Below are 24,101 nucleotides of genomic sequence, written 5' to 3'. Positions count from 1 at the left end.
GAAGGTAGGCGCGCTGATCCGGGGGCGGCTCATATCACGCCATCCAGGGCCGCAACCGCGACGCTGGCCTGTTCGACATCGTCGAAAGGATAGATGTCGTTACCGACGATCTGCCCGGTCTCGTGGCCCTTGCCGGCGATCAGCAGCGCATCGCCCGGTTGCAGCGCATCGACCGCCCGCAGGATCGCCTCGGCCCGGTCGCCGACCTCGTGCGCCTCGGGGCAGGCCGCCAGGATCGCGCGGCGGATCGATGCGGGATCCTCGGTGCGGGGGTTGTCATCGGTGACGTAAAGGACATCGGCATACTTGCGCGCCGCCTCGCCCATCAGCGGGCGCTTGCTCCGGTCGCGGTCGCCGCCCGCGCCGAAGACGATGACGATGCGCCCCATCACATGCGGGCGCAGCGCGCGCAGCGCCGTCTCGATCGCGTCCGGCGTATGGGCATAGTCCACATAGACCGCCGCCCCGTTCCGGCGGGTCGCGGCCAGCTGCATCCGGCCCCTGACCCCTGTCAGCCGGGGCAGCGCGGCCAACACGTCCTCGGCTGCGTCCCCCGATGCGATGGCCAGCCCCGCCGCCACGGCCACGTTCTCGGCCTGGAAGGCCCCGATCAGGTTCAGCCGGGTCTGGAAGGCACGGCCCTGCCAGAGATAGCGCACCTCCTGCCCGGTGGCATCGGGGCGCGAGGCGGCGATGCGAAGATCGGCGCCATCGCCCTTGCCAACGGTCAGGACGTGCAGCCCCCGACCGAGCGCAAGTTCCGCCATCTCCGACCCCATGGCGCCGTCAAGGTTGATGACCGCGACCCCGTCCTCGGGCAGAAGCCGGGTGAATAGCCGCGTCTTGGCCGCGAAATAGGCCTCCATCGTGCCGTGGTAGTCAAGGTGATCCTGGGTCAGGTTGGTGAACCCCGCCGCCTTCAGCCGCACCCCGTCCAGTCGGCGCTGGTCGATCCCGTGCGAGGATGCCTCCATCGCTGCGTGGGTGACGCCGTCCCGCGCCGCAGCCGCCAGAAGCTTCTGCAAGGTGATCGCATCGGGGGTCGTGTGACTTGAGGGGGCTTCCCACGCGCCTTCGATGCCCGTGGTGCCGATGTTGATCGCCGCATGGCCCAACGCCGACCAGATCTGCCGGGTGAAGGTGGCCACGGATGTCTTGCCGTTGGTGCCGGTCACCGCAACCATGGTTTCGGGCTGGGGGCCGAACCATAGCGCCGCCGCGCAGGCCAGAGCGGCGCGCGGATCTTCGGCCACGATCAGCGCTGCATCGCTTTCGGTCAGGGCCTGGGCCGCCATTCTTGCGCCCTCGGCATCGGTCAGGATCGCCACCGCCCCCTGATCCAGTGCCGCCGGAATGAAGCGTGCGCCGTGCGTCGCAGAGCCGGGAAGCGCGGCAAACAGCATTCCCGCCAATACCGCGCGGCTGTCTGCTGTGAGTCCCGACAGCGCCGGGTCGCGACCGGCCCGGGCCGTCAGCCCGAGATCGGAAAGCCGTATCGCGCGCGCCGCCATGCCATCCCCCGTCAATTGCTGGCGGCTGTTAGCGCATCCGCAGGGGCAGGTTCAAGCTTGGGCCGAAGCCCCATCAGCGGGGCGACGCGACGGATGATTTCCGCGGCAACCGGGACGGCGGTCCAGCCCGCCGTGCGGCGGGGCTGCGACAGAGTGGTATCCGTAGGCTCATCAAGGGTGACGACCAGCACATACTGCGGGTTCGAGGCGGGAAAGACGGCGGCAAAGGTGTTGATCACCTTGTCCTTGTAGTAACCGCCGGTCCTTTTCACCTTGTCGGCGGTACCGGTCTTGCCGGCAACCTCGTAGCCCGGCACCTCGCCAAGTGAAGCCGTGCCTTCAGTAACCACCCGCCGAAGCATCTTGACCGATTCCATCGCGGTCTTCTCGCTCATCACGCGCACGCCGGTCGTCGGACCCTCGCGCTTCAGGAGTGTCGGCTTGATCATCACGCCACCGTTGGCAATGGCGGCATAGGCAGCGGCCAGATGCATCGGGCTGGCCGACATGCCATGCCCGTATGACGTGGTGATGGTCACGATCTCGGTCCAGCGCTTGGGGATCAGCGGGCGCGCACCCGGGGCCTCGACAAGTTCCAGCGGCGTCGGGTCGAAAAAGCCCAGAGATTTCAGGAATGCCTGCTGGCGCAAGGGGCCGATCATGAGCGCGATATGCGACGTGCCGACGTTCGACGACTTCGCAATGACATCGGTCACCGACAGCAGGGGCCCGTAGTTCTTGTTCTCGAACTCCTTGATACGGTGTTTGCCCCACACCATCGGCGCATTGGCATCGACCATCGTTTCGGGCGTGACAAGGCCCAGTTCCATTGCCTGCGCCGCCGCAAAGATCTTGAAGGTCGAGCCGAGCTCGTAAACACCCTGCACCGCGCGGTTGAACAGCGGGCTGTCCCCGGGCTCGGCATTCCTGTCCGCCAGCGGATTGGGCCGGTTGTTCGGATCGAAGTTCGGCAGCGAGGCCAGCGCCAGAACCTCGCCAGTGCGCGCATCCATCAGGATCGCGGCCGCACCCTTGGCGTTCAGCATGGCCATGCCGGCACCCAGCACCTCTTCCACCGTGGCCTGAAGCGAAAGGTCGATCGACAGCATCAGTGGCTCGCCCCCCCGCGCCGGATCGCGCAACCGCGCGTCCATTGCCTTCTCGATGCCCGCCGTGCCGATGACCTCGGCCGAATGAACCCCTTCGGCCCCGAAAGACGCTCCGCCCAGAACATGTGCAGCCAGGGTTCCATTCGGGTAAAGCCGCATCTCGCGCGGGCCGAACAGAAGGCCGGGATCGCCGATTTCGTGCACCAGCTGCATCTGTTCGGGGCTGAGAACCCGCTTGATCCAGACAAAGCTGCGCCCGTCGGTGAAACGCCGCTCCAGGGCAGCAGGGTCAAGATCGGGGAAGATCTCGGCCAGCTTTTTCGCCGTGCCCTTGGGATCGACCATGACCTTCGGATGCGCATAAAGCGCGTGCGTGGTCATGTTCGTCGCGAGGATCCTGCCGTTGCGGTCGGTGATGTCGGCACGCTGAGCCACAATCTCGGCCCCTGGGGCGCGGGCGCGCGGCTCTGTCGGAACGGCGGCTGCCATCAGCCCCATGCGGGTACCGATGGCGCCGAAGGCCAGGATGAAACTGAGGCAAAGGATCAGCAGACGGAATTCGGCACGTCCGCGCGACTTTTCGCGCATTGCCTCATGGCGCAGGCGCAGATTCTCGCGTTCGATCTGATCAGGGTTCAGACCGTCCTCGCGGGCCTGAAGAACGCGGGCAAGCGGGCGAAGCGGTGTGCGCATCACAGACCCTCCCCACTGGCCTGGGTGTCGGTGGTGAAGCTGATCTCGGGCAGGCGGGCGCGCGGATAGGCGACCTGTGCGGCGCTGCCGAACTGGGTGGGCTCCATCGGCAGCAGCCCCAGCCGGTCGAAGTTCACGGTGGCCAGTTCGCGCAGACGGTCGGGCCGGTTAAGATAGGCCCATTCCGCCCGCTGGATCGCCAGCGCCTCGCGCAGGCCGGCGATTTCGCGTTGCAGGGCCTGCACCTCTTTCAGTGCGGCCTGGGTGGCATAATTCTCGCGGTAGGCCCAGAAGCCCAGCGCGATCAGGGCAAGGAAGCTGAGAACGTAAAGCACGGGTCGCATCAGCGGCGTCCTTTCGGTCGCAGGTCGGGAAGGCCTAGATCGGCCGCAGGAATGGATTTCGCGGGCGCTGCGGTGCGCCGCGCGATGCGCAGTCTGGCCGAGCGCGCCCGGGGATTTCGGGCGATCTCGGCCTCGTCGGGAGCAATGGCGCGGCGGGTCACCAGATCGAACCGCGGTGCCTCGGCGGACCGGGCCGGGGCGTAGCGGTTGGCGTTGGCCTCATGCCCGCTGGCCAGTTGCAGGAAACGCTTGACGATCCGGTCTTCAAGGCTGTGGAAGGTCACGACAGCCAGAAGACCGCCGGACTTCAACGCCCGTTCTGCCGCTGCAAGTCCTTCGGCAAGCTGGGAAAATTCGGCGTTCACGGCAATGCGGATCGCCTGGAAGCTGCGCGTCGCGGGGTGGCTTTGTCCGGGCTTGGGGCGCGGCAGGCATTTCGCCACGATCTCGGCCAGACGGGCGGTCGTCACGATCGGTTCCACCGCCCGCGCGGCCACTATCGCACGGGCGATCCGGCGGGCGGCGCGTTCCTCGCCGTAGTGGAACAGTATGTCCGCCAGAACAGCCTCGTCAGCCGAATTCACCAGATCGGTCGCGCTCTGGCCCTGCTGGCTCATCCGCATGTCCAGCGGCCCGTCCCGCAGGAAGGAAAATCCCCGTTCCGGCAGGTCGAGCTGCATCGAGCTTACGCCAAGATCCAGCACCACACCATCCAGCGGCTCGCCCGCAAGGGTGTCGAGGTCGGAAAACGTGCCCTCGACCAGGCGGACCCTGTCGCCCCAGGGCGCCGCCCAGTCGGCGGCCATCCTGAGGGCCAGGGGGTCACGGTCGATGCCGATCACCCGCTCGGCACCGGCCTGAAGCAGGGCGCGCGTGTATCCGCCCGCCCCCAGCGTCCCGTCCAGCCAGACACCCCGGATCGGCGCACATTCCCGCAGGATCGCGTCAATCAGGACCGGAATGTGCGGGGTATCGCTCGGGTGGCCTGGCAGCGGACCCTGCATCTGGCTACCCCGTCCGCCTGTGCCGCCCTACAAGGGTCAGCGGATCGATGTCGTCGTCGTCTTCCTCGGCCAGTTCAGCCTCGTAGACTTCCTTGCGGTACAGACGGAAGCGGTTGGTAAAACCGGCAAAGGCGGCCTCGCCGCCGCCGGCCAAGTCATCGCCGTGAAAGCCCATCTTCTCGCGCACCTTCTGCGGCAGGACGATGCGCCCTTCGCCATCGACCTCGACCATGACCGACCGGCTGATCAGGTCGCGTTCGGCCCGAATGCGTTCGGGCGAGCCCATCTCCATCGCCTCGATGTCCTCGGCAAGCCGGTCGGCGCCGCGTTTGGAATAGCATTCGACGAAATTCCGCGACTTGCCGCCATAGACCATGTAGAGGCGCACGCCGCCCTTTTCGCCCCGCTCGGGGTCATCTGCCGCCAGGATGGCGCGGAAGGCGGCCGGGATCGAGACCCGGGCCTTGGCATCTACCTTCTGGTAGAATTCGCCTCTGAACGCCTCTGCCATCGCCTTTCGGCCTTCACCAAACCTGTTCACGGCCCGGAAATGGAAAAGGCGGATCGGGTTGCTGCCACTACCCGATCCGCCGCTGTCCCATCGCTGGGCGTCCAGCTACGCGCGCCACCTGGGGGAGATGTCTGCTCGCTCGCGCGCCGGATCTCTGTCGTCCGATGAAAGGGGCTGCCTGTATGAAGCTGCCTTACGCCTTGTTCGGGGTCTTTAGCCGCCCCTGCTGTTCACTACCCATCTCATCGCCGTGAGAACAAGGTGCATGGGATAAGATGGGAAATCAAGGGAAAAGTTGGGAGCCGATGGGCAACATCTTGCGGCTGACGCATAGGAAAAACAGCATGTGGTGTCCATCTCATCCACTAGTGGTCCAACTTATAGCAAGGAAGCCAAGGTAAACCCGCTATATTTTGTGGTCGCATCGCGCCCAATAACAGTCCCGTGAATTCCCGCCAGATCCCGCGCCAAGTCCTGAATCGCCGTTCAAATCGCGGAAATTCGCGGCGATGGTGGCTGACATCATGCCGGGAAACCAGAACGAATCAAGCTCATCCCATGATTTCCCATGCACAACGATTCGAAATGCCCACGCATCGGGAAGGGCGCGCCGCCATCACAGCGCGGGATCGGGTGTCGAGACCGCCCATCCAGCCCGAACGGGTCGGCCAGAGGTCCGCGGGCATCGCCCCAGAAGTCGCGCCGGAAGGGGGCTAACACCTTGCGGCCGGCCGCAACTGCCCGGCCCCACCCGACCTGCCGATACGGCAAGGCCGGCTAAAGATGCCCGCGCAGGACCGAACCGGTTCCGTGAGGGGCTGGTGCCATCATGTCGTTGTCGGCCAGCATCAGCACGGCACCGTCGATCTCGACCTGGGCATGCGAATCGCTAAGGCTGGCCATCAAGGAAATGCGACCGATATCGCTGGCCGCGAAGGCCTCCACATGGAAACCAGCGGCCTCACCAGCCTGCAGGGCAGGGCCAGGCATGGGATCGCGCCCCGCACAGTTCCGCGCCAGGCGAGCGATCAGCCCATGCCACCCGCGATCAGCCGGTCGGCCAGCGCAAGATAGGGCTGCGCCAGGGGGCTGTCGGTCGCGGCAATCGGCGTGCCGCTGTCGCCGGCCACCCGCACGTCCAGCGCGAGCGGCAGCTCGCCCAGGAAGGGCAGGTCCAGCTTCCGCGCCTCGGCCGCGACCCCGCCATGGCCGAAGATATGGCTTTCGTGGCCGCAGTTCGGGCACACGAAGGTGGACATGTTCTCGACCAGCCCCAGGACCGGGGTCTTCAGCTTGGCAAACATGTCCAGCGCCTTGCGCGCGTCAAGAAGTGCCACGTCCTGCGGCGTGGAGACCACGATCGCCCCGGTCAGATGCGTGCGCTGGCACAAGGTCAGTTGCACGTCGCCTGTCCCCGGCGGCAGGTCGATGATCAGCACGTCCAGCTTCCCCCAGGCCACCTGCCCCAGAAGCTGCTGCAGCGCCCCCATCAGCATCGGGCCGCGCCAGACCACGGCCTCGTCCTCCTTCAGCATCAGGCCGATCGACATCATGGTCACGCCATGGGCAACCAGGGGTTCGATGGTCTTGCCGTCAGGGCTCGAGGGCCTCCGGTTCACACCCATCATCTTCGGCTGGCTCGGCCCGTAGATGTCGGCGTCCAGAAGCCCCACCCGCCGCCCCCGCCGCGCCAGCGCCACCGCCAGGTTCGAGGCCACCGTGGATTTTCCAACCCCCCCCTTGCCGCTGGCGATCGCAATGATCCGGTCGATGCCGGAAATCCGCTGCGGCCCGCCCTGATGCGGCGTCGGGTGCTGTCCGATCTTCAGGCTGGGCGGCGCGGCCTTGGGCGCCGGACCATGGGCGGTCATGACGATCTGCACCGCCTCGACCCCCGGCAGCGCCCGCAGACGCGCCTCGGCCTCGGCCTGCGCAGGGGCCAGGGCGCGCGCCTCATCGGGCGTGGCCGCCTCGATCACGAAGCGCACGGTGCCGCCCTCGACCGAAAGCGCGCGAATCAGATCCCGGCTTACCAGATCGCCTCCGCCGGGATGGGCAACACCGGACAGAACCTGCATCACCGCCGCCCGATCGACCGCCATCATTTCCTCCGCTGCACAGTCTTTCCGCGTAAGGTCGTGATCTTTGTGCACAGAGGCAAGGGGTGTTTACCATTTGCTCAAAATTCCGGCGAAGCGCTTAATAAGGAATGACATTTCTGTGACCAGAGCCATGCGGATGCTGCATGGCGGCATTGCGGCCCGGCGCTATTGTGCAGGTGCAGCATCTGGCCCATGTTACCGGCAACAGAGCGACAGAACGTTGCCGACGAACTGCAAGAGGCTAGAGACATGGCTTACGTCAACACGACCCGCGTCGCCCGCAGGGGCCTTATGGACCGCCTGGTGGCGTTGAAGGATAGCATGGCGGCCGCTATCAACAGCCGTCAGGTCTATCTGCGCACGGTGGCCGAACTGAACGCGCTTACCGACCGTGAACTGGCCGATCTGGGCATCGCCCGCATCTCGATCCCCGAGATCGCCCGCGAAGCCGCCTACGGCAAATAGGTTTTCGTCAGGCCCCCTCCTCCTCCCTGGGGCTTGTGCGATCAGCGGCGATGCCCTCCTCCTCCCTGGCATCGCCGCCCCTTTACACCGGGGCAAAACGCCCCACATGATCGGGTGACCCTTTCCTCCTCCCTGGGGTCATCTGAACGCGGCGGCCCCTCCCCTCCTCCCTCGGGCCGCCGCAAAAACCCTTGGGTCGCCATGGCCCACGGCTGTTGGACGCCCCTCCTCCTCCCTGGGCGTTCGATACCGCGGCGGTGCCACTCCTCCTCCCTGGCACCGCCGCTCCTTCAGGGGCGGCCACCCCACACGGACCGGACACCCCCCTCGCTTGGTGTCTGTGATGCAGCGCCGGCTCCTCTCCTCCTCCCTGGCACCGCCGCCCCTGCATCCTCTTGCGCATCCCTGCCCTGCACCGGATAGTCCGCCGACCGGAACTGGGGGCACGATGCGGCTATCGGTGATCTCGGCGGCTGCCGTGGCGGCACTGGTCGGATACGCGGCAAGCGTTGCCATCGTGCTTGCAGCGGCGACTGCACTGGGGGCCACGCCTGCGCAGACGGCCAGCTGGCTGCTGGCCGTGTCGATCGGCAAGGCCGCAGGCTCTGCTTTCCTGTCCTGGCAGTCCCATGTGCCGATGGTCCTTGCCTGGTCCACCCCCGGTGCCGCGCTGATCGCAGCCACCTCCGGCATCAGCCTGGCCGAGGGGGTCGGGGCCTTCGTCGTCGCGGCCCTATTGACCGCCGCGACCGGCCTGATCCGCCCGCTGGGGGCTTTGGTCGCGCGCATCCCCGACGGGATCGCCGCGGGCATGCTGGCGGGGGTTCTGCTTCCCTTCTGCCTGAAAGGCGCCGTTGCGGCCGAGGCCCTGCCGGTGGTCGTTCTTCCCATGGTCGCCGTCTTCCTGGCCGTGCGGCTGGCAAATCCGGCAATGGCCGTGCTTGCCGCCTTTGCCGCAGGCATGGTTCCGTCGCTTCTGACGGAAACAGACCTTGGCGCGCTCAGCCTTGCCTCGCCAATGCTGGAGCCGGTCCTGCCCGAATTCCGCCTGCCGGTCATCCTTGGCCTCGGCCTGCCCCTGTATCTGGTGACAATGGCCAGTCAGAATCTGCCCGGCTTCGCAACCCTGCGCGCCGCGGGGTATGAGCCGCCTGTAGGCCCTGCACTGACAGTCACCGGCCTGATCTCGGCCCTCACCGCACCCTTCGGCGCCCATACCGTCAGCATGGCGGCGATCACCGCCGCAATCTGCCTCGGCCCGGATGTCCACCCCGACCCCGGCCGCCGGTGGATCGTCGGGCTGGCCTATGCGGCCGCCTGGGTCATCCTCGGGCTGCTCAGCCCCACGGTGCTGCAACTTCTCGCCTTGCTGCCCGGCCCCATGGTTCTGGCGCTGGTGGCACTTGCTTTGCTGGGGCCGCTTGCGGGCGCGCTTGCCGGCGCCTTTGCCCGGCCCGAACAGCGCTTCGCAGCGACGACGACCCTTGCCGTCACCGCATCGGGTGTCGCCGCCCTCGGGATCGGCGCCGCCTTCTGGGGGCTGGCGGCCGGCATCGCGGTGCTGCTTCTGGACCGGCTCCGGCGTTAGACCCCTTGGCCCAGGGTCTGCGCATTCCCTGCGGGATTCCGGCCAGACTCAGAACGGGACGTCGTCCATCCGATCCGGCACCTGATCGGCCGGGATCACCCACCGCGCGACCACCTTCTTTGTCCCTGCGTGATCGAACTCGATGTCGAGCTTGTCGCCCTCGATGCCCATGATCTCGCCATAGCCGAACTTCTGGTGGAACACCCGGTCGCCCAGAACGTAGGGTGAGGCCGCCTCCATGTCGATCACCACATGCCGCGCCTCCTGTGGCTGGCGCATCGGGCGCGAGGACTGGTTTTCCTGCAATCGTCGCCAGCCGGGGGAATTATACACGTCGGCCTTCGAGACCCGCTCCTCGAAACTCGAGCCGAAGCCCACCTGCGCAGCCGCCCCGTAGCCGCCGCCATACAGGCCAGGGGCGGTAAGCACCTCGACATGTTCGGCAGGCAGCTCGTCGATGAAGCGGCTGGGCAGCTGCGACTGCCACTGGCCATAGACCCGGCGGTTGGAGGCAAAGCTGATCGTGCACAGCCGTTCCGCCCGGGTAATGCCGACATAGGCCAGCCGCCGCTCTTCCTCCAGCCCCTTCACGCCCTGCTCGTCCATGCTGCGCTGGGAGGGGAAGAGCCCGTCTTCCCATCCCGGAAGGAACACGACCGGAAATTCCAGCCCCTTGGCGGCGTGGAGCGTCATGATCGTGACTTTCTCCTCAACGCTCTCGGTGTCGTTGTCCATGATCAGGCTGACGTGTTCCAGGAACCCTTGCAGGTTGTCGAACTGCTCCAGCGCCTTGATCAGTTCCTTCAGGTTGTCCAACCGTCCCGGCGCCTCCGGTGTCTTGTCGTTCTGCCACATCCCCGTATAGCCGGATTCGTCCAGGATGGTTTCAGCCAGCCGGATGTGGTCGTATTCCGGGTGCAGCGTCACCTGATGCCAGCGGTCAACCGCATCGACGAAGATCCGCAACTGCGCCGCGCCCTTGCCGCTCACTACGCCCTTCGCCAATGCCTCGCGCGCGCCGTCAAGCAGCGATACCCCCGATTCGCGCGCCAGCACGTTGATCTTGGCCTGCGCAGTGTCGCCAAGGCCGCGCTTGGGCAGGTTCACCACCCGCTCGAAGGCCAGATCGTCCTCGGGGCTGACCGCCAGCCGGAAATAGGCCATCGCATCGCGGATTTCCTGCCGTTCGTAGAACCGCGGCCCACCGATCACGCGATAGGGCAGGCCGATGGTCAGGAACCGGTCCTCGAAGGCCCGCATCTGGTGGCTGGCACGCACAAGGATCGCCTGATGGTTCAGATCCACCGGGTCCATCCCCCGCGTCCCGCGCTGGATGGCCTCGATCTCCTCGCCGATCCAGCGCGCCTCTTCCTCGCCATCCCAGTGACCGATCAGCCGGACCTTCTCTCCCAGGCTGCCGGCTGTCCATAGGGTCTTTCCCAGGCGCCCGTTGTTTCGCGCGATCACCCCCGATGCGGCGCCGAGGATATGGCCGGTCGAGCGGTAGTTCTGTTCCAGCCGGATCACCTGCGCGCCGGGGAAATCCTTCTCGAAGCGCAGGATGTTGCCGACCTCTGCCCCGCGCCAGCCGTAGATCGACTGGTCGTCATCGCCCACGCAGCAGATGTTGCGATGCGCCTGCGCCAGCAGCCTCAGCCACAGATACTGGGCGACGTTGGTGTCCTGATACTCGTCCACCAGAATATAGCGGAACCAGCGCTGATACTGTTCCAGCACGTCCGGATGGGTCTGGAAGATCGTCACGCAATGCAAGAGAAGGTCGCCGAAATCGACCGCGTTCAGGGTCTTGAGGCGGTCCTGATAGGCTGCGTAAAGCTCGGTTCCGCGGTTGTTGTAGGCCCCGGCCTCGGATGACGGCACCTTTTCGGGCAGCCAGGCCCGGTTCTTCCAGCTGTCGATCAGACCGGCAAGCAGCCGCGCGGGCCAGCGCTTTTCGTCGATGTTGGCGGCCTGCACCAACTGCTTCAGCAGCCGCACCTGATCGTCGGTATCCAGAATGGTGAAATTCGGCTTCAGCCCGACCAGTTCGGCGTTCCGCCGCAGGATCTTCGCGCTGAGCGAATGGAAGGTGCCCATCCAGGCCATACCTTCGGCCACCTCGCCCAGCATCCGCCCCACCCTCTCCTTCATCTCGCGGGCGGCCTTGTTGGTGAATGTCACGGCCAGGATCTCGTTCGGCCGGGCCCGGCGCCGGTGCAGAAGATGCACGATCCGGGCGGTCAATGCCCTGGTCTTGCCGGTGCCGGCCCCCGCCAGCATCAGCACGGGGCCGTCCAGCGCCTCGACGGCCGCACGCTGGGCGGGGTTCAGGTCATCTAGGTAGGGCGCGCCCCGCCCCGCCAGCGCACGCTGCGACAGCGGGATCGCCGCCCCCTCGAAGGCCTGATCTTCATCCATTCCGGTCATGGCCCGCAGTATATACAGACCAGCCAGCAGGGAAAGGCCCGCGTTCGCGGAATGTTCAGCACCTTCGGCATCGGGATGTTTGCGCTAACATCTCCCCGCACCATCAAGTCGCATTTCCGCACGAAAACGGCGGCATTGTCCCTTGCGCTGCATCGCAGCGCCCCTAATGTGCTGGGGTCCAGCCTGGGGGAGGACTGCCATGCCCGAATTCAAGAAGATCCTCGTCGCCAACCGGGGCGAAATCGCGATCCGCGTCATGCGCGCCGCGAACGAGATGGGCAAGAAGACCGTCGCCGTCTATGCCGAGGAAGACAAGCTTGGCCTGCACCGGTTCAAGGCTGACGAGGCATACCGGATCGGCGAGGGGCTGGGCCCGGTGGCGGCCTATCTCTCGATCCCCGAGATCATCCGCGTCGCCCGCATGTCCGGCGCCGACGCCATCCATCCCGGATATGGCCTGCTGTCCGAGAACCCTGATTTCGTCGAGGCATGCGACAAGGCCGGAATCACCTTCATCGGCCCGCAGGCCGACACGATGCGCGCCCTGGGTGACAAGGCCAGCGCCCGACGTGTGGCGATCGCCGCTGGCGTGCCGGTCATCCCTGCGACCGAAGTGCTGGGCGACGACATGGCCGAGATCAAGCGTCAGGCACGTGAGATCGGCTATCCTCTGATGCTGAAGGCCAGCTGGGGCGGCGGCGGGCGCGGTATGCGGCCGATCCTGTCCGAGGACGAGCTGGAGGCCAAGGTCCGCGAAGGCCGGCGCGAGGCCGAGGCCGCCTTCGGCAACGGCGAGGGCTATCTGGAAAAGATGATCCAGCGCGCCCGGCATGTCGAAGTGCAGATCCTGGGCGACAAGCAGGGCAATGTCTGGCACCTGTGGGAACGCGACTGCACCGTGCAGCGCCGCAACCAGAAGGTCGTCGAACGCGCGCCTGCACCCTACCTCACGCAGGAACAGCGCGAGGAAGTCTGCGAGATGGCCAAGCGCATCTGTTCGCATGTGAACTACGAATGCGCCGGGACGGTCGAGTTCCTGATGGATATGGACACCGGGAAATTCTACTTCATCGAGGTGAACCCCCGCGTCCAGGTCGAACATACCGTCACCGAGGAAGTGACCGGCATCGACATCGTCCAGGCCCAGATCCTGATCGAGGAAGGGAAATCCCTGCCCGAGGCGACCGGGGTAGCGTCCCAGGCCGATGTCAAGCTGAACGGCCACGCGCTGCAATGCCGGGTCACCACGGAAGACCCGCTGAACAACTTCATCCCCGACTACGGGCGGCTTACGGCCTATCGCTCGGCCACCGGCAACGGCATCCGGCTGGATGGCGGCACGGCCTATGCCGGATCGGTCATCACGCGGTATTACGATTCGCTCCTGGTCAAGGTCACGGCCCATGCCCAGACGCCGGAAAAGGCGATCGCCCGCATGGATCGCGCGCTGCGCGAATTCCGCATCCGCGGTGTGGCGACGAACATCGAATTCGTCATCAACCTGCTGAAGCACCCGACCTTCCTGGACAACAGCTACACGACCAAGTTCATCGACACGACGCCCGAGCTGTTCAACTTCAAACGCCGCAAGGACCGGGCGACGAAGATCCTGACCTATATCGCCGACATCACGGTGAACGGTCACCCCGAAACCGCCGGGCGGCCCAGGCCCCCAGCCGAGGCAAAGGCCCCGAAGCCCCCGGCACCCAAGGCCGAACCGGCCTACGGCACGCGCAACCTTCTGGAACAGAAGGGCCCACAGGCTGTCGCCGACTGGATGAAGGCGCAGACCAAGGTGCTGATCACCGACACCACCATGCGCGACGGGCACCAGAGCCTGCTGGCCACCCGGATGCGGTCGATCGACATGATCCGCATTGCGCCCACCTATGCCGCGAACCTGCCGCAGCTATTCAGCGTCGAATGCTGGGGCGGCGCCACCTTCGACGTGGCCTACCGATTCCTGCAGGAATGCCCTTGGCAGCGTCTGCGCGATCTGCGCGCTGCGATGCCGAACCTGATGACGCAGATGCTGCTGCGCGCATCGAACGGGGTGGGCTACACCAACTATCCCGACAATGTCGTGCAGGCCTTCGTGAAACAGGCCGCCGCCAGCGGGGTGGATGTCTTCCGCGTGTTCGACAGCCTGAACTGGGTCGAGAACATGCGCGTGGCCATGGATGCGGTGATCGAGGCCGGCAAGATCTGCGAAGGCACGATCTGCTACACCGGCGACCTGCTGGATCCGGCCAGGCCCAAGTATGACCTGAAGTACTACGTCTCCCTGGCCAGGGAGCTGAAGGCCGCCGGCGCCCATGTGCTGGGCCTGAAGGACATGGCGGGGCTGCTGAAGCCGGCGGCCGCCCGCGTTCTGATCAAGGCCCTGAAGCAGGAGATCGGCCTGCCGATCCATTTCCACACCCACGATACATCGGGTGCCGGGGCGGCCACGATCCTGGCTGCCTGCGACGCCGGCGTGGATGCGGTGGACGCGGCGATGGACGCCTTCTCGGGCGGCACGTCGCAGCCCTGCCTCGGCTCGATCGTCGAGGCTCTGCGCCACACGGACCGCGATACCGGGCTTGACATCACTGCGATCCGCGAGATCTCGAACTACTGGGAGGGCGTGCGCAAGCAATATGCCGCCTTCGAATCCGGGCTTCAGGCACCGGCCTCGGAGGTCTATCTGCATGAAATGCCCGGCGGCCAGTTCACCAACCTCAAGGCCCAGGCACGCAGCCTTGGGCTGGAAGAGCGCTGGCACGAAGTCGCCCAGGCCTATGCCGACGCGAACCGGATGTTCGGCGACATCGTGAAGGTCACGCCGTCCTCGAAGGTCGTGGGCGACATGGCGCTGATGATGGTGGCCCAGGGTCTGACCCGCGAGCAGGTGGAAGACCCGAACGTCGAGGTCGCCTTCCCCGATTCGGTAGTGGACATGCTGAAGGGAAATCTTGGCCAGCCCCCCGGCGGCTGGCCCGAGGGCATCCTGAAGAAGGTGCTCAAGGGTGAAAAGCCGCTGACCGACCGCCCAGGCAAGCACCTGCCCCCCGTCGATCTGGAGGCCGCGCGCCGCAAGCTGGCCAAGGATCTGCACCTTGGCGCGGAAGAGGCCGAGGGCGAGACGGTGGATGACGAGGATCTGAACGGCTACCTGATGTATCCCAAGGTCTTCATGGACTACCGTACGCGCCACCGGATGTATGGCCCGGTCCGCACTCTGCCCACCCGCACCTTCTTCTACGGCATGGAACCAGGCGAAGAGATCTCGGTCGAGATCGACCCAGGCAAGACGCTGGAGATCCGCCTTCAGGCCGTGGGCGAAACGCACGAGGACGGGGACGTGCGCGTCTTCTTCGAGCTGAATGGCCAGCCCAGGGTGATCCGGGTTCCGAATCGCGCCGTCAAGGCCAGGACCGCCGCGCGCCCCAAGGCGGCCGAGGGCAACCCCGCCCATGTCGGTGCCCCCATGCCGGGGTCGATTGCCTCGCTCGCGGTAACGCCGGGCCAGAAGGTACGGGCGGGTGATCTGCTTCTGACCATCGAGGCGATGAAGATGGAAACGGGTCTGCATGCCGACCGCGAGGCGGTCGTCAAGGCCATCCACGTGACCCCTGGTGCGCAGGTCGAGGCCAAGGATCTGCTGATCGAACTGGAATGACGTCTCGCCGGCAGCGGTTGGCACAGGCAGCCGCGTGCTCGAAGACACCCGCAGAATGGCGAAGGGCCGCCCTTACGGACGGCCCTTCCTTTCTTGCGTTCGGTCGGGATCAGGCGGCGAAGGCGCCCGAATCGACCGCTGCCTTCAGTTCCTCGGCCGACAGCTCGCCCGAACCATCGGTATCGGCAGCCTTGAACGCCTCTTCGGTCACGCTCGCATAGACAGCCTGCACTTCCGCCAGCGAATAGGTGCCGTTGCCATCGGTGTCGGCGACTTCCTTGGCCGCGTCCTCGGCAATCACAGCAGTGGCAGTCAGCGCCGAAGCGGCCAGAACGAGAGCGAACTTCTTCATCTTCATACTCCAGTTTGCGGCAACGCAGCATCTGCGGCCGCGTGCGAAGGCCCTAGTGCCTTCGGCGCGGAAGCTACTCAAATCATTATCTTTTCCAAGGGGGTAACCTGCCCGTACAGCTTGACATCACAGCCAATTTACTGCGCCTGCAAAGGCCGTTGACGCCGATTTTCGGCTGGCGCAGACAGGCCGGTTCCGCGTCGCAATGCCCCCGCCCTTGGGGTCGTGGCGGCGCGGCGGCAAGGAATTTTTTGCCTTCGTGCACTTTCCCCCTTGCAGCCGCCCGCGGCTCTTTATAAATCCCCGCTCGTCCAACCGGCGCGGGCGTAGCTCAGGGGTAGAGCATAACCTTGCCAAGGTTAGGGTCGTGAGTTCGAATCTCATCGCCCGCTCCAGTCGGACCATCACGAAGGGCGCCCAACGCGGCGCCCTTTCGCGTTTCTGGCCCCTTGCCCGATGCGCCCCAAGGGTTTACCAGCCATCTGGCAAAGCTGGAGGCCCCGATGCGCAAGGCCGAGATCACCCGCAAGACCGCCGAGACCGAGATTTCGGTCGCCCTAAACCTAGATGGCACCGGCCGCTTCGACTGCCGGACCGGCGTCGGGTTCTTCGACCACATGCTGGACCAGCTGGCCCGCCACAGTCTGATCGACCTGACCGTGCGGGCGACCGGCGACCTGCACATCGACGACCATCACACGGTCGAGGATGTGGGAATCGCCCTGGGCCAGGCGCTTGCGAAGGCACTGGGCGACAAGGCAGGGATCCGCCGCTACGGCCATTTCCGGCTGGCCATGGACGATGCACAGATCGCAACGGCGCTTGACCTGTCGGCGCGGCCCTATCTCGTGTGGACGGTCGATTTCCCTACCGCCAAGATCGGCACCTTCGATACCGAGCTCGTCCGGGAATTCTTCCAGGCGCTGGCCACCCATGGCGGGATCACGCTGCATGTGGACAAGCTGCATGGCCTGAACAGCCACCACATCGCCGAGGCCACTTTCAAGTCTGTCGCGCGCGCGCTGCGCGAGGCGGTAGAGCCCGATCCACGCCTTGGTGGTGCGCTGCCCAGCACGAAAGGCGCGCTGTGAGGGCAGCGCCGATCAATCCGAACGCCCTTTCAGGGGCCCCCGGAACTTCCTGCACCACCCAGAGACCAGACCGATGCCCCTGACCGCGCTTGTCGATTACGATTCCGGCAACCTGCATTCGGCAGAGAAAGCCTTCCAGCGCATGGCCGGAGAGGTGGGGGGTGGCGAGATCCTTGTTACGTCCCGCCCCGAGGACGTGGCCCGTGCCGACCGTATCGTGCTACCCGGAGATGGCGCATTTCCCGCCTGTCGTGCGGCGCTGGGATCCTATGGCGGGCTGTTCGAGGCGATCGAGGATGCCGTCATCCGGCGGGCGCGTCCCTTCATGGGCATCTGCGTCGGAATGCAGATGCTTGCCTCGCGCGGGCACGAATACCGGCTGACCGAAGGGTTCGGCTGGATACCCGGCGATGTGGTGCGAATCGAGCCGTCGGACTCGTCTCTGAAGGTGCCGCACATGGGCTGGAACGACCTGGTCATCGACCAGCCCCATCCCGTGCTCGAGGGTCTGAGGACTGGCGATCACGCCTATTTCGTCCACTCCTACCACTTTCGCGTGGACGACCCGGCTCACCGCCTTGCCTTCTGCGACTATGGAGGCCCGATCACGGCCATCGTCGCCCGCAACAACATCGTTGGCACCCAATTCCACCCCGAGAAAAGCCAGACGGCAGGCCTGCGTCTGATTGCAAATTTCCTGCGCTGGAACCCGTAAGCGGGCCGATGTTCCGGCCTGCCCCTTACGTTTTCGAACAAACTGGCCGGATCTGGCCTGCCTATTTCACCCGCTGCCAAACGCCGCCATCGCGGCAGATGCCCAGGACACAGCCGCGCACCGTCAGGGTATCGCCCGCGAGGGTCATGTCGCCGTTGTAGGTCTTGTTCCGATCGGGCGACCAGATCTTGCCGTCGTCGTAAACCCCGTTCGGATAAGCGACCATGTCCCAGACGATGCGCTTGCCGATGTTGGGGCTGGCGATCTCCTTGCCAGTGCTGTCGAAGGCCTTGACCAGCGTGCCGCAGAAGGCCGGCCCGCAGGGCCTGATCTCGACGTGGCCGAAGTTGCCGTTGTCGTCCTTCCGGGTCTGCCAGATGCCCTCGACCGGGTCCGCCAGGGCTGCGGTGCCGCAAACCGCCAGAACAGCGGCAATCATGATGCGTTTCATGGATCCTCCTCCCGATGGTGGCCCATGCTTTGCGTCTTGCGAAAAACCGATCAAGCATGACGTCGGGTCGCGTGCCGGCCCTTTTCATCGCCGCCGGGCCATGCGAAAGACCCGGCGTACCGCAAGGGGGCTGCCCATGATCCTCTATCCCGCCATCGATCTGAAGGATGGCCAGTGTGTCCGCCTCCTGCGCGGCGAGATGTCCGAGGCCACCGTGTTCGGCGACGACCCTGCCGCCCAGGCACTGAAGTTCCAGGCTGCCGGCTGCGAATGGCTGCATCTTGTCGATCTCAACGGCGCCTTCGCGGGCCAGCCGGTGAACGCGGCGGCGGTCGAGGCGATCCTCAGGGCGATCAGCGTTCCCGCTCAGCTTGGCGGCGGAATTCGCGACATGGCCACCATCGCCATGTGGCTGGAAAAGGGCCTTGCCCGTGTCATCCTTGGAACCGTGGCGGTCGAGAACCCCGCGCTTGTCCGCGAGGCCGCCCGCGCCTTCCCTGGCAAGGTCGCCGTGGGGATCGACGCCCGCAAGGGGCGCGTGGCCACCAGAGGCTGGGCCGAAGAGACCGACGTGCTGGCCACCGACCTGGCCCGCAGTTTCGAGGACGCAGGCGTCGCCGCGATCATCTACACCGACATCGACCGCGACGGCGCGATGCAGGGCCCGAACATTGAGGCCACCGCGGCACTGGCGCGCGCTGTCAGCATTCCCGTCATCGCCAGCGGCGGCGTTTCGCGGATGGCCGACCTGCTGGCCTTGCGCGACACCGGCGTGATCGCCGGCGCCATCTCGGGCCGCGCGCTTTATGACGGGGCGATCGACCTGGCCGAGGCGCTGGCGGCGCTGAAGGGCTGAGGCGCCTACCGCCTCAGTCCCAGGGGCGCGGCCCCTCCAGCGGCATCTGGCCGAAAACATTCTCCCGGTGCCATTTCAGGTGCTGCGGATGCGGGCGCGCGCGCGGATCGGCCGGCAGGACCAGCCTGCCCGAGGGCACGATCAGCCGGTCCGCGACATCGCGCGGCACCTTGTTGTGCGAAACGAGGATCGAGTGGTCGTCGGCTACCGACAGAAGGCCCCGGTCGAACATCCAGTGCAGCGTGCCCGACAGGGCCAGCCCGTTCCAGACCGCATCGCTGCCCTGATGGGCGACGGGACGAATATGCGCCGCATTGACCTCGGGCCGCCCGCCGCCGTTCCGCAGCCGCAGGCCGGACATAGCGCAGCGATAGTCATAGGCCGCGCGCACCTTCCGCCGAAATGCCACGTCGCGGTAGGGCCGACTGATAAGCTGCTCGATCACCGGGCGCTGGAAGGGGGCCGGAGGCTCTGCCATCCCGGCGGGCTGCGGATCATAGCGCCGGGCCTCGATCTGTTCCAGATCGCCAGGAAGGCCGGCGCGGACGATCTCGGCGAACTCGGCCTCCGGCAGGCGGCGCACCGCAAGCTGCTGTGCGCCCCCCACGATCGGGCTGCCATCCGCCGCCGCCAGGGCGGATTCGAAGGGCCGCCCGTCAGCCCGAATGCGCGGTACCTCGCGGTCGAAGTCCAGATAGCTGCCCGGCTCGACCAGCGCGAGGAACCGGCCGTCGGCTCCGGGTTTCGGGATCACGCTAGCGATCTTTGCCACCGCGAAATAGCCGCGCGCGCCGGCCTTCACCGGCTCGTAATAGACCGCCCAGTCGCCCACCCCTTGCTCCACCGTCGCCAGATAGCGGCGGGGAAAGTCGTAGACCTGGTCCGGCACGTCCTCGTAGATCGAGTCAGCCCTGTGCAGCAGAACGAGCTTTGCCATGCGTCCAGGAAAGCAGAATGCCCGGCCTGCGCAAGTCCGTTCGCAAGCCTATTGCGCTGGGGAAGGGAAGCGGGGATGGCGTCATGCCATTGACCAAGGGGGTTCGAAATCCCTAATGCCCACAGGCAACCATTTGCTTTTGAATGACAATCCGAAAATTTCTACCGTGGACAACCTCCCGTTCAAACCTGCTTGCTTTTCCGCCCCGCCCGGGCCATTCCTGCCCCCATGCTCAAGACCCGCATCATCCCCTGCCTCGACGTGGCCGAAGGCCGCGTGGTCAAGGGTGTCAACTTTGTCGATCTGATAGATGCCGGAGATCCGGTGGAGGCCGCGCGGGCCTATGATGCGGCGGGGGCGGACGAGCTGTGCTTTCTTGACATCATGGCGACCGAGGACAATCGGGCGACCATGTATGACCTGGTGACCCGCACCGCCGAACAGTGCTTCATGCCGCTGACCGTGGGTGGCGGGGTTCGCACGCCTGAAGATGTACGCCGGCTTCTGCTGGCCGGGGCCGACAAGGTGTCGTTCAACTCTGCCGCCGTGGCCGACCCGGATGTGGTGGCCCGCGCCGCGGACCGGTTCGGGTCGCAGTGCATCGTCGTGGCTATCGACGCCAAGACGGTCGCCCCGGGCCGGTGGGAGATCTTCACCCACGGGGGCCGCAGACCCACCGGCATCGACGCGGTGGACTTTGCCCGCACCGTCGCCGCCAAAGGCGCAGGCGAGATCCTGCTGACCTCGATGGACCGGGACGGTACGAAGCAGGGCTTCAACATTCCGCTGACCCGAACTGTTGCCGATGCCGTGGACATACCCGTGATCGCCTCGGGTGGTGTCGGCACGCTGGATCACCTGGTGGAAGGTATCGTCGAAGGCCACGCCAGCGCCGTTCTGGCCGCCTCGATCTTTCACTTCGGCACCTTCACCATCGGCCAGGCCAAGGCGCACATGGCCGCTGCCGGCATCCCGGTAAGGCTATGATGACGCTTGAAAAACTTGCTGCAACCATTGAATCCCGCAAGGGTGCGGATCCCGACGCCTCGTGGACTGCCAAGCTGCTGGCCAAGGGGCCGGAAAAATGCGCCGAAAAGTTCGGCGAAGAGGCGGTCGAGGCGATCATCGAGGCGGTGAAGGGCGACCGCGCCCGCCTGACAGCCGAAGCGGCGGATGTGCTTTATCACCTGCTTGTCATGCTGGCCGCGCGGGACGTCACGCTGCAGGAAGTTTTGGCGGAACTGGAAAGGCGCCAGGGCACCTCGGGCCTTGCCGAGAAGGCCGGGCGCTGAACCGGTTTCTTCGAAGAAATCGGACCGGAGCCTTGCAAGGCTCCGGCGCGGAATTCGGCCGAATTCCGGGGCCTAAAGACCCAGTCGGGGGATCTCAATCGCCGGGCATCGGTTCATGACGACCTTCAGTCCCGCCTGGCGCGCCCGGTTGGCCGCAGCTTCGTCCACCACGCCCAGCTGCATCCAGACGACCTTCGCACCGATGCGCACGGCTTCGTCGGCCACGGCGCCGGCTTCCTCGCTGCGGCGGAAGATGTCCACCATGTCGATCGGCGCGACCGCCGCTGCCTCGGCCAGCGATGCCGCAACCGTCTCGCCCAGAGCGGCCTGTCCCGCCTGACCCGGGTTCACCGGGATCACCCGATAGCCCTTGCGCTTGAGGAAATCCGCCACGCGGTGACTTGGCCGGTCAGTCTTCGGCGACCAGCCCACCAGGGCAATGGTCCTGACGCTGCTCAGGATGTCGCGAATTTCGGCATCGGTCGGCATCGGGTCACTCCATGGAAAAAGGCGCCCAGGGGGATGCCCGGGCGCCAAGTCGCGGAACGAGGGACAGTGAAGTCAAGGACGGGGTTCCGACCCGTGCCTCCACTTCATTATGTAGAAATACGGGAACAGCATGTAAGATCTGTCGCGGCATCGTGATCACGATGTCAGGGTTCCACTGGCCGCGTAAAGCGATACCGCTGCTGCGTTCGAAACATTCAGGCTGCCGAAGGCGCCGACGAAGGGGATTCGCGCCAGAACATCGCAGGTTTCCCGCGTCTTTTCCCGAAGGCCGGGGCCTTCCGCCCCCAGAACCAGCCCGATCGGCCGCCCGCCGGTTCCCTCGACCGCCTGAGCCAGCGTTACCGGTGCCGCACCGTCCAGGCCGATCAGGGTGAAGCCCATGTCCTTCAACGCGGCCATCGCCTCGGCCAGGTTCGTCACCCGCAGATAGGGTTGCCGTTCCAGGGCGCCACTCGCCGTCTTGGCCAGCGCCCCGGTCTCGGGTGCCGAATGGTGCTTCGGCGCGATCACCGCCCGCGCCCCGAACACCTCGGCCGACCGAAGAATTGCCCCCACATTGTGCGGATCGGTCACCCGATCCAGCAGGACGACCAGCGGCAGCCCGTCGCCCGCCGCACAGACATCCTGAAACCGGCCCCAGTTAAGGGGCCTGACCTCGACCGCCGCCCCCTGATGAACCGAACCGGGGTCGATCGGAACGTTGAACCGGCGCGGCTCGACAACCTCGGGCGTCAGGCCAGAGACCGCGACCGCCTCTGCCAGCTTGTCCAGTGCGTTTCTGGTAACGACCAGCCGAAGCTTTTCCCGCCGGGGATTCAAAAGCGCGTCGCGCACCGCATGCAGCCCGAAAAGCCAGACCGTTTCCCGCGCTTCGCGCTTTTCCCCGCGTTCCTTTTCAACCACCCAGGCCGGTTTCCTGCCACCCGCCGCCATGCCGCGCCCCCCGGAAAATCAGGCCCGGACCTTGGCGCAGCCCCAGCCCCCGATGCAAGCCGAAAACTGCCCGATCAGCTCTTGACGCCCCACTCCCCCTTGGATAGACGGACCCCCGGCGGGCGACGAGCTGCAAGGTGCGGCAGGGGACTGTAACTCCCCCGGGGAGACCCATGCCTGGTTCGATTCCAGGGTCGCCCACCATCACCCGGTGTAGTTCATTGAATTCATTGGAAAAATGGCAGAGCCAGTTTTTCCACCCATCCTTTAACCCAACATCCGAAATATGACTGGCCCCTGCGAATCCCGACAATTCGGCGGGCCAAGAGCGGGCGAAGGTAGCCTGCCAGCATGGACGGAAGCGGTCCGGGCCACGCCGCTCCTGCCCTCGGCGGCCCTGCAAGACTCGAAGGACACGCGGCGCAGCATCCGCCTGCCGCCATGAGACAGCAGCAGGACGCAGCGGCGGTGGCGGTGATCGGCGTGGGCGGGGTGCCGATGCCAGGCGAGGGACGCCGGCATGTGTCCGTCCCGGACGGCGTGGGCCACCTCCGGCGGGGCTTCATTGGCCACCTTTCGCGCCGCCATAACCGTGCGTTCGGACACGTTCAGCATCCGGGCGCCATCGGCGACAGAAACCGGAGGGGTTTCCGGCTCGGTGGGGAAAAGGTGCAAATTTGCACTTTGATCCGACTTCCGGTCGCCGCCTTGGCGCTGGTTCGCCAGCTTCGCCGCAAGGCTCGCCCTTTCGCTTTCCGACAGGTGCCGCCGGGCGAGGCAGTCAAGGCTTGATCCCCATGGGCGCAAGCTGGGTCAGGGTGACAACGCGCCCGCTCTGCATCGTCGCCAGCCTCGCGGGCGCGTGCGCGGGCGCGGGAAGCGGTTGAACGGGAAAAACTGTGTTAGCGTTGAAAGAAAACTGGGGGGCCGGTTTCGGGGATCTTCGCCGGAAACTTTTCTGATCCCCCCCCCCGTTCTGTCAGCGGCCATCGCCTCGGCGGTCTGGCCAAGGACCGGGGCCAGCCGCGCTTGACTGGCCCCGGCCTCGCACGCGCCAAGGAGGGCAGCGCCGTGCCGTCTGTCGTTTCAGTGCGGCGCACCATGCTCGGCAGGGCTGGCCTGCCCGGCTTGATGGGCGGCGCGGTGAGCCTGCACCGCCCGCACGATCTTCGCCATGCCGTCCAGGATCGCGCCATCGCTTGCCCCGACTTCCTCCAGGGCGGCCAGCGCTTCGCGCAACGTGTCGGCCATCGGGCTTGTGTTCGTCATTTCCTTTTTCCCCTCAATTGCTTCCGTCCGTTCCTCGCGCGGCTTCTGAAGCGGCAACGCGCGCTTCCAGGTCGGCAAGTCGGCCCTCGATTGCGGCAAGCCGTGACTCGAACGGCACCAGCGATTTGGCGATTGCGAATTTGACCAGGGCGCCTAGGGTCAGGACCCATTGATTTTGTAGACTTGGCCTGATTCAATCTCCGAAAGGAGACTGGAGCATGAGCAACCTTTTCTGGCTGACCGACGCGCAGATGGCGCGGCTGAAGCCCTTCTTTCCCAA

Annotated in this window: 22 protein-coding genes and 2 tRNA genes; 10 read left to right on the top strand and 14 right to left on the bottom strand. The window is 65.9% G+C overall.

Features of this window, described 5'->3' with window-relative positions:
- Positions 1–29: 29 nt before the first annotated feature.
- The 7 genes from EYB42_RS15795 to EYB42_RS15770 all read right to left on the bottom strand — a co-directional run bounded on the left by EYB42_RS15795 (position 30) and on the right by EYB42_RS15770 (position 7,274).
- Positions 30–1,511 carry a UDP-N-acetylmuramoyl-L-alanyl-D-glutamate--2,6-diaminopimelate ligase gene (locus EYB42_RS15795; RefSeq protein ID WP_135451049.1) on the bottom strand — a complete coding sequence of 494 codons (1,482 nt, stop codon included), beginning with the start codon at positions 1,509–1,511 and terminating at the stop codon, positions 30–32.
- Positions 1,512–1,522: 11 nt separating this feature from the next.
- A complete protein-coding gene (locus tag EYB42_RS15790) occupies positions 1,523–3,316 on the bottom strand; it encodes a peptidoglycan D,D-transpeptidase FtsI family protein (protein ID WP_135451048.1) in 1,794 nt (597 codons plus the stop codon).
- On the bottom strand, positions 3,313–3,657 hold the full coding sequence (ftsL, locus tag EYB42_RS15785; protein ID WP_135451047.1) for a cell division protein FtsL: 345 nt from the start codon (positions 3,655–3,657) through the stop codon (positions 3,313–3,315). The genes EYB42_RS15790 and ftsL overlap by 4 nt, the downstream gene beginning before the upstream one ends.
- Positions 3,657–4,661 carry a 16S rRNA (cytosine(1402)-N(4))-methyltransferase RsmH gene (gene rsmH, locus EYB42_RS15780; protein WP_135451046.1) on the bottom strand — a complete coding sequence of 335 codons (1,005 nt, stop codon included), beginning with the start codon at positions 4,659–4,661 and terminating at the stop codon, positions 3,657–3,659. Before rsmH ends, ftsL begins: the two co-directional genes overlap by 1 nt.
- A 4-nt stretch (positions 4,662–4,665) precedes the next feature.
- Entirely contained in the window at positions 4,666–5,172 is a 507-nt protein-coding gene (locus EYB42_RS15775; RefSeq protein ID WP_135451045.1) for a division/cell wall cluster transcriptional repressor MraZ, read from the bottom strand.
- A 777-nt stretch (positions 5,173–5,949) separates the two neighbouring features.
- Complete coding sequence (locus EYB42_RS17435) at positions 5,950–6,162, bottom strand: hypothetical protein (protein ID WP_167851047.1); 213 nt, start codon at positions 6,160–6,162, stop codon at positions 5,950–5,952.
- Positions 6,163–6,200: 38 nt separating this feature from the next.
- Positions 6,201–7,274 carry an Mrp/NBP35 family ATP-binding protein gene (locus tag EYB42_RS15770; RefSeq protein WP_135451056.1) on the bottom strand — a complete coding sequence of 358 codons (1,074 nt, stop codon included), beginning with the start codon at positions 7,272–7,274 and terminating at the stop codon, positions 6,201–6,203.
- A gap of 249 nt (positions 7,275–7,523) precedes the next feature.
- Between EYB42_RS15770 and EYB42_RS15765 the strand changes: the two genes are divergently transcribed.
- Both EYB42_RS15765 and EYB42_RS15760 read left to right on the top strand, forming a co-directional pair.
- Positions 7,524–7,739, top strand: a complete 216-nt coding sequence (locus EYB42_RS15765; RefSeq protein ID WP_135451044.1) for a DUF1127 domain-containing protein — start codon at positions 7,524–7,526, stop codon at positions 7,737–7,739.
- 448 nt (positions 7,740–8,187) lie between these two features.
- Positions 8,188–9,327, top strand: a complete 1,140-nt coding sequence (locus EYB42_RS15760) for a benzoate/H(+) symporter BenE family transporter (protein WP_135451043.1) — start codon at positions 8,188–8,190, stop codon at positions 9,325–9,327.
- A gap of 48 nt (positions 9,328–9,375) precedes the next feature.
- Here the strand turns inward: EYB42_RS15760 and EYB42_RS15755 are convergent, their stop codons facing one another.
- Positions 9,376–11,754, bottom strand: a complete 2,379-nt coding sequence (locus EYB42_RS15755) for an ATP-dependent helicase (RefSeq protein ID WP_135451042.1) — start codon at positions 11,752–11,754, stop codon at positions 9,376–9,378.
- Between the two features lie 199 nt (positions 11,755–11,953).
- Between EYB42_RS15755 and EYB42_RS15750 the strand changes: the two genes are divergently transcribed.
- Entirely contained in the window at positions 11,954–15,415 is a 3,462-nt protein-coding gene (locus tag EYB42_RS15750) for a pyruvate carboxylase (protein WP_135451041.1), read from the top strand.
- Positions 15,416–15,524: 109 nt separating this feature from the next.
- On the opposite strand, the gene EYB42_RS15745 is transcribed toward EYB42_RS15750, so the two are convergent.
- Complete coding sequence (locus EYB42_RS15745) at positions 15,525–15,767, bottom strand: penta-EF hand family protein (protein WP_135451040.1); 243 nt, start codon at positions 15,765–15,767, stop codon at positions 15,525–15,527.
- 320 nt (positions 15,768–16,087) lie between these two features.
- On the opposite strand from EYB42_RS15745, the gene EYB42_RS15740 reads away from it, so the two are divergent.
- The 3 genes from EYB42_RS15740 (at position 16,088) to hisH (ending at position 17,573) form a co-directional block, all read left to right on the top strand.
- Positions 16,088–16,162, top strand: a tRNA-Gly gene (locus EYB42_RS15740).
- A gap of 108 nt (positions 16,163–16,270) precedes the next feature.
- Positions 16,271–16,858 (top strand): imidazoleglycerol-phosphate dehydratase HisB, encoded by a 588-nt coding sequence (hisB, locus tag EYB42_RS15735; protein ID WP_135451055.1) that lies wholly within the window; start codon positions 16,271–16,273, stop codon positions 16,856–16,858.
- 73 nt (positions 16,859–16,931) lie between these two features.
- Positions 16,932–17,573 (top strand): imidazole glycerol phosphate synthase subunit HisH, encoded by a 642-nt coding sequence (gene hisH, locus EYB42_RS15730; protein ID WP_135451039.1) that lies wholly within the window; start codon positions 16,932–16,934, stop codon positions 17,571–17,573.
- 61 nt (positions 17,574–17,634) lie between these two features.
- Here the strand turns inward: hisH and EYB42_RS15725 are convergent, their stop codons facing one another.
- Positions 17,635–18,024 (bottom strand): DUF2147 domain-containing protein, encoded by a 390-nt coding sequence (locus EYB42_RS15725; protein WP_135451038.1) that lies wholly within the window; start codon positions 18,022–18,024, stop codon positions 17,635–17,637.
- Between the two features lie 136 nt (positions 18,025–18,160).
- Between EYB42_RS15725 and hisA the strand changes: the two genes are divergently transcribed.
- A complete protein-coding gene (hisA, locus tag EYB42_RS15720) occupies positions 18,161–18,880 on the top strand; it encodes a 1-(5-phosphoribosyl)-5-[(5-phosphoribosylamino)methylideneamino]imidazole-4-carboxamide isomerase (RefSeq protein WP_135451037.1) in 720 nt (239 codons plus the stop codon).
- Between the two features lie 13 nt (positions 18,881–18,893).
- Here hisA and EYB42_RS15715 read toward each other — a convergent pair whose 3' ends face one another.
- On the bottom strand, positions 18,894–19,817 hold the full coding sequence (locus EYB42_RS15715; RefSeq protein ID WP_135451036.1) for an HNH endonuclease: 924 nt from the start codon (positions 19,815–19,817) through the stop codon (positions 18,894–18,896).
- 228 nt (positions 19,818–20,045) lie between these two features.
- Between EYB42_RS15715 and hisF the strand changes: the two genes are divergently transcribed.
- Both hisF and EYB42_RS15705 read left to right on the top strand, forming a co-directional pair.
- Entirely contained in the window at positions 20,046–20,804 is a 759-nt protein-coding gene (hisF, locus tag EYB42_RS15710; protein WP_135451035.1) for an imidazole glycerol phosphate synthase subunit HisF, read from the top strand.
- The gene (locus tag EYB42_RS15705) at positions 20,801–21,109 is read left to right on the top strand and encodes a phosphoribosyl-ATP diphosphatase (RefSeq protein ID WP_135451034.1); all 309 of its coding nucleotides are present in this window, start codon (positions 20,801–20,803) and stop codon (positions 21,107–21,109) included. Before hisF ends, EYB42_RS15705 begins: the two co-directional genes overlap by 4 nt.
- Before the next feature lie 72 nt (positions 21,110–21,181).
- On the opposite strand, the gene EYB42_RS15700 is transcribed toward EYB42_RS15705, so the two are convergent.
- Together EYB42_RS15700 and rlmB are read right to left on the bottom strand one after the other, a co-directional pair.
- Entirely contained in the window at positions 21,182–21,598 is a 417-nt protein-coding gene (locus EYB42_RS15700; RefSeq protein ID WP_135451033.1) for a CoA-binding protein, read from the bottom strand.
- A gap of 156 nt (positions 21,599–21,754) precedes the next feature.
- Entirely contained in the window at positions 21,755–22,552 is a 798-nt protein-coding gene (rlmB, locus tag EYB42_RS15695; RefSeq protein WP_135451032.1) for a 23S rRNA (guanosine(2251)-2'-O)-methyltransferase RlmB, read from the bottom strand.
- 120 nt (positions 22,553–22,672) lie between these two features.
- Between rlmB and EYB42_RS17430 the strand changes: the two genes are divergently transcribed.
- Positions 22,673–22,756: transfer RNA gene (locus EYB42_RS17430), tRNA-Tyr, on the top strand.
- Between the two features lie 882 nt (positions 22,757–23,638).
- Here the strand turns inward: EYB42_RS17430 and EYB42_RS15690 are convergent.
- Positions 23,639–23,821, bottom strand: a complete 183-nt coding sequence (locus EYB42_RS15690; RefSeq protein ID WP_135451031.1) for a hypothetical protein — start codon at positions 23,819–23,821, stop codon at positions 23,639–23,641.
- Between the last annotated feature and the right edge of the window lie 280 nt (positions 23,822–24,101).

Origin of the sequence: Tabrizicola caldifontis (genome assembly GCF_004762095.1) — a bacterium.
GTDB classification, from domain to species: Bacteria; Pseudomonadota; Alphaproteobacteria; order Rhodobacterales; family Rhodobacteraceae; genus Tabrizicola; species Tabrizicola caldifontis.
This window is presented reverse-complemented; position numbering and strand designations above follow the sequence as displayed.

Coding starts and splice junctions, on each gene's coding strand:
- EYB42_RS15795 (WP_135451049.1), bottom strand. CDS start 1,511: ATGGCGGCGCGCGCGATACGGCTTTCCGATCTCGGGCTGACGGCCCGG.
- ftsL (WP_135451047.1), bottom strand. CDS start 3,657: ATGCGACCCGTGCTTTACGTTCTCAGCTTCCTTGCCCTGATCGCGCTG.
- rsmH (WP_135451046.1), bottom strand. CDS start 4,661: ATGCAGGGTCCGCTGCCAGGCCACCCGAGCGATACCCCGCACATTCCG.
- EYB42_RS15775 (WP_135451045.1), bottom strand. CDS start 5,172: ATGGCAGAGGCGTTCAGAGGCGAATTCTACCAGAAGGTAGATGCCAAG.
- EYB42_RS17435 (WP_167851047.1), bottom strand. CDS start 6,162: ATGCCTGGCCCTGCCCTGCAGGCTGGTGAGGCCGCTGGTTTCCATGTG.
- EYB42_RS15770 (WP_135451056.1), bottom strand. CDS start 7,274: ATGGCGGTCGATCGGGCGGCGGTGATGCAGGTTCTGTCCGGTGTTGCC.
- EYB42_RS15765 (WP_135451044.1), top strand. CDS start 7,524: ATGGCTTACGTCAACACGACCCGCGTCGCCCGCAGGGGCCTTATGGAC.
- EYB42_RS15760 (WP_135451043.1), top strand. CDS start 8,188: ATGCGGCTATCGGTGATCTCGGCGGCTGCCGTGGCGGCACTGGTCGGA.
- EYB42_RS15755 (WP_135451042.1), bottom strand. CDS start 11,754: ATGACCGGAATGGATGAAGATCAGGCCTTCGAGGGGGCGGCGATCCCG.
- EYB42_RS15750 (WP_135451041.1), top strand. CDS start 11,954: ATGCCCGAATTCAAGAAGATCCTCGTCGCCAACCGGGGCGAAATCGCG.
- EYB42_RS15745 (WP_135451040.1), bottom strand. CDS start 15,767: ATGAAGAAGTTCGCTCTCGTTCTGGCCGCTTCGGCGCTGACTGCCACT.
- hisB (WP_135451055.1), top strand. CDS start 16,271: ATGCGCAAGGCCGAGATCACCCGCAAGACCGCCGAGACCGAGATTTCG.
- hisH (WP_135451039.1), top strand. CDS start 16,932: ATGCCCCTGACCGCGCTTGTCGATTACGATTCCGGCAACCTGCATTCG.
- EYB42_RS15725 (WP_135451038.1), bottom strand. CDS start 18,024: ATGAAACGCATCATGATTGCCGCTGTTCTGGCGGTTTGCGGCACCGCA.
- hisA (WP_135451037.1), top strand. CDS start 18,161: ATGATCCTCTATCCCGCCATCGATCTGAAGGATGGCCAGTGTGTCCGC.
- EYB42_RS15715 (WP_135451036.1), bottom strand. CDS start 19,817: ATGGCAAAGCTCGTTCTGCTGCACAGGGCTGACTCGATCTACGAGGAC.
- hisF (WP_135451035.1), top strand. CDS start 20,046: ATGCTCAAGACCCGCATCATCCCCTGCCTCGACGTGGCCGAAGGCCGC.
- EYB42_RS15705 (WP_135451034.1), top strand. CDS start 20,801: ATGATGACGCTTGAAAAACTTGCTGCAACCATTGAATCCCGCAAGGGT.
- EYB42_RS15700 (WP_135451033.1), bottom strand. CDS start 21,598: ATGCCGACCGATGCCGAAATTCGCGACATCCTGAGCAGCGTCAGGACC.
- rlmB (WP_135451032.1), bottom strand. CDS start 22,552: ATGGCGGCGGGTGGCAGGAAACCGGCCTGGGTGGTTGAAAAGGAACGC.
- EYB42_RS15690 (WP_135451031.1), bottom strand. CDS start 23,821: ATGACGAACACAAGCCCGATGGCCGACACGTTGCGCGAAGCGCTGGCC.